Here is a 363-nt window from a genome sequence, read left to right on the forward strand (position 1 = left end):
CTCCATCTTTCTGATATTTACGAACCCAGCTATAAACTTGTTGGTACGAAACCTCATACTTTTCTGCAGCTTGATGATAATTGAAATCATTGGCAATCGCATATTGTACAATCTCAATACGCTCTTTGAATGTTGTTTTACGTCCTCCGTTCATTTTAACGCTTCCTTTACCAGTGGATTTTATTGCTTTACCACTAGTATAAAGCTTTATCCAACGACGTAAAACGGAAGTGGAGGAAATATTAAATTGTTCACATGTTACCTTTAAGCTATTTCCTTGTTCAAGATAGAACGCTACAGCTTGTCTTTTTAATTCCTTTGGGTACTGTTTCCAATTCCTTGATTCTTTCAATCCGTCTATCC

General features: G+C 36.1%; 1 protein-coding gene. It reads right to left on the reverse strand.

Translation table 11 applies throughout. From position 1 onward, the window contains the following. A partial coding sequence (locus tag KI363_RS21740) for a helix-turn-helix domain-containing protein (protein ID WP_212967624.1) occupies positions 1 to 363 on the reverse strand: 363 nt, incomplete at both ends.

Origin of the sequence: Lederbergia ruris (assembly GCF_018332955.1) — a bacterium.
Classification (GTDB): domain Bacteria; phylum Bacillota; class Bacilli; order Bacillales; family Bacillaceae_C; genus Lederbergia; species Lederbergia ruris.